Source organism: Streptomyces sp. LS1784 (assembly GCF_020103755.1).
Lineage (GTDB): Bacteria > Actinomycetota > Actinomycetes > Streptomycetales > Streptomycetaceae > Kitasatospora.
In genome coordinates this window covers 1-2796 of sequence record NZ_JAHSQD010000810.1, presented here as the reverse complement: position 1 = coordinate 2796, position 2796 = coordinate 1, and the positions used below count along the sequence as shown (strand labels likewise).

Sequence of the window (2796 nt, the reverse complement as noted above, 5' to 3'; positions counted from 1 at the left end):
GGCCGCCCGCCCAGGCCTCGCGCCGCGGCTCCGCGGTGCGCCCGTCCCCCAGCCTCGCGGCCGCCCGGCTGGCGCCCGTGCTGTCGGGCGGACTGCCGCCCTCCTCCGCCGACACCATGCCGGACTGGCTGGAGCCCGCGATGGCGGCCAACGGCATCGGCTCCTTCGACTGGGACATCCGCCGCGACGTCCTGGAGGGTGACCAGCGGGCCTGCGCGATCATCGGACCGGAGGTCCTGGAACAGGGCCGCTTCGACCGCACCGCAGCCTCCTTCCTGGCCCTGCTGCACCCCGAGGACGCGCCCGTGGTGCGCCGCCGGGTCGAGCGCGCGGTGGCCGAGCTGGGCCAGTGCGGCGCCTACTACCGCACGGTCGGGGCGAACGGCGGCATGCGCGCGGTGCGCTTCCGCGGCCGGGTGCTCGCCGACGCCTTCGGCCGGGCCTCCCGGATGGTCGGCTTCGTCTGGGACGCCACCGTCGAACTGCACAAGCGGGACCGCGCCGACCGGATGGCCCTGCTGCGCGAGGAACGCTCCCGGTTCATCAAGGAGGCGGCGCGCGCTCTCTCCGAAGCCGTCACCGTGCGTGACGTGGCCCGGGTGTTCACCGAGCTTCCGCTGCCCGGACTGCCGCCGGACGGCCTGGTGCTGGCCTCCTTCGAGGCCGGACGGGCGCAGATCCTCGGCGCCTCCGGCTACCGCGCCGACTCGCTGGCGGGCTGGGACCGCACCGTGCTGCCGCCCGGCCACCCGGCCGCCGAGGCGCTGCGCCACCGCGTGCCGGTCTTCGTCTCGACCCGCGAGGAGTTCCGCGACGGCTACCCCGAGGCGTGGGAGCTGACCAGCCGCACCGGTCGGGGCTCCTGGGCGTACCTGCCGCTGGTGGCCAGCGGCCGGGCGATCGGTGTCTGCGTGGTCAGCTTCGACGACGAGCGCGAGCTGGACGCGGACGAGCGCATCCTGCTGACCACCCTGGGCGGGCTGGTCGCCCAGTCGCTGGCCCGGGCCCGGCTGCACGACGCCGAGCACGAACTCGCGGCCGGCCTCCAGCGGGTGATGCTGCCGCGCACCGTCCCGTCCGTCCGGGGCGTGACCACCGCCGTGCGCTACCTCGCGGCCGGCTCCGGCCTCCAGATCGGCGGCGACTGGTACGACGTGGTGCCGCTGCCCGGCGGACACGTCGGTCTGGTGATCGGCGACGTCCAGGGCCACGACGTGCACGCGGCCGGGATCATGGGCCAGCTGCGGATCGCGCTGCGCGCCTACGCGGCCGAGGGCCACCCGCCCGCCGCCGTGATGGCCCGCGCCTCCCGCTTCCTCGCCGACCTGGACACCGACCACTTCGCGACCTGCACCTACGCCGAGGTCAACGTGGACTACGGCGTGGTCTACGCGGTCCGGGCCGGCCACCTCGACCCGGTGGTGCGCCGCGCGGACGGCACCGCCGCCGTGGTGCCGGTGGCCGGCGGGCTGCCGCTGGGCATCGACCCGGACCAGGAGTACCGGGTCACCAGGTTCAGCCTGGACCCGGGCGAGACCGTGCTGCTCTGTACCGACGGCCTGGTCGAGGCGCGCGGCATGGACCTGGACGAGGGCGTCTCCCGGCTCACCCGGGTGCTCGCCCGCCCGCTGCCGGACGCCGCGGAGGCCGCCCGCGACCCGCTGGAGGAGCTGGCCGACCGGATCGCCTCCCAGGCCGCCGACTCCAGCGAGCGCGAGGACGACATAGCGCTGCTGCTCCTGCGCTGGGACGGCCCGGCCGGCGGTCTGGCCGCCCAGCAGCTGCGCCGCCGGATCGGCCAGGCCGACCTGGCGCGGGTCGCCGAGGTCCGGGCCGAGCTGCGCGACGCGCTGCGCCGCTGGGGCGTGGCCGAGTTCATCGACACCGCCGAGCTGCTCTCCTCCGAGCTGGTCACCAACGCCATCCGGCACACCGACCGGGACGCCATGTTCACCGCCCGGCTCTACCGGGAGCCGGAGGCGGACGGAGGCAGGGCCCGGCTGCGGGTCGAGGTGGAGGACGAGTCGGACCTCTGGCCGACCCGCCGGACACCGGGGGAGCAGGCCTCCTCCGGGCGCGGGCTGATGCTGGTCGAGGCGCTCGCGGACTCCTGGGGCGTGGAGCCGCGCGGCTCCGGCAAGCGGATGTGGTTCGAGCTCAGCGGGACGGCGGCGGTGGCGGCCTGATCCCCCGTCCGGTCTGCGGTCCGCCGTGCCGCCGCCGCGCCGCCGTCCGGGGATTCCTTGCGGCGGCGCCGTTCCCCGGAACGCTCCCGGGAATCCGTGCCCGCGGTGGCGGAGGCGGATCCCCGACTGCGGAGCGGATGGTTCCCGGAATTCGTCAACGCCGGGTGACGCGCGGACAGCCGTCGCACATGTCCTTCGGGTCCGCCGTGTAGACGAGGCAGCAGCTGGCCCGGAACCGGTCCGGGCCCGGCGCGCCGTCGTCCCCGGGAGCCGGGGGCGCGAAACCGGCGCCCGGGGTGAAGGGAGCAGGGGCCGGAGCGGGGCGGTCGCCCGCGCCGGGCGTGTGCGCGGGGTCGAGGGGTTCGCCGGGCGCGAGCAGCGCGGACAGTTCGGTGCGCGCCCGCTCCTGCTCCCCGAGCAGCCCTCCCGCGTACCAGAGCCCCTCCACCGTCGCGTCGGTGGCCATCGCCCACAGCACCCGGCGCCCGCGCCGCGCCTCCGGGCCGAGGGCGGTGAGCACCGGGGCCAGGAACCCGCCCAGCGCGGACCGCAGGGCGGCGGCCAGCGCCTGCTCGTCCGGCACCGTCCGGGCCTGCCCCGAGCCGGCCGC

2 protein-coding genes are annotated in these 2796 nt (G+C 76.8%); one reads left to right on the top strand and one right to left on the bottom strand.

Annotated features, from left to right (window positions below):
- On the top strand, positions 1–2186 hold a 2186-nt coding region (locus tag KS423_RS42725; RefSeq protein ID WP_224285087.1), incomplete at its 5' end, for a SpoIIE family protein phosphatase.
- A 154-nt stretch (positions 2187–2340) separates the two neighbouring features.
- Here the strand turns inward: KS423_RS42725 and KS423_RS42720 are convergent.
- The coding region (locus tag KS423_RS42720; protein WP_224285086.1) for a (2Fe-2S)-binding protein at positions 2341–2796 on the bottom strand (456 nt) is incomplete at its 5' end.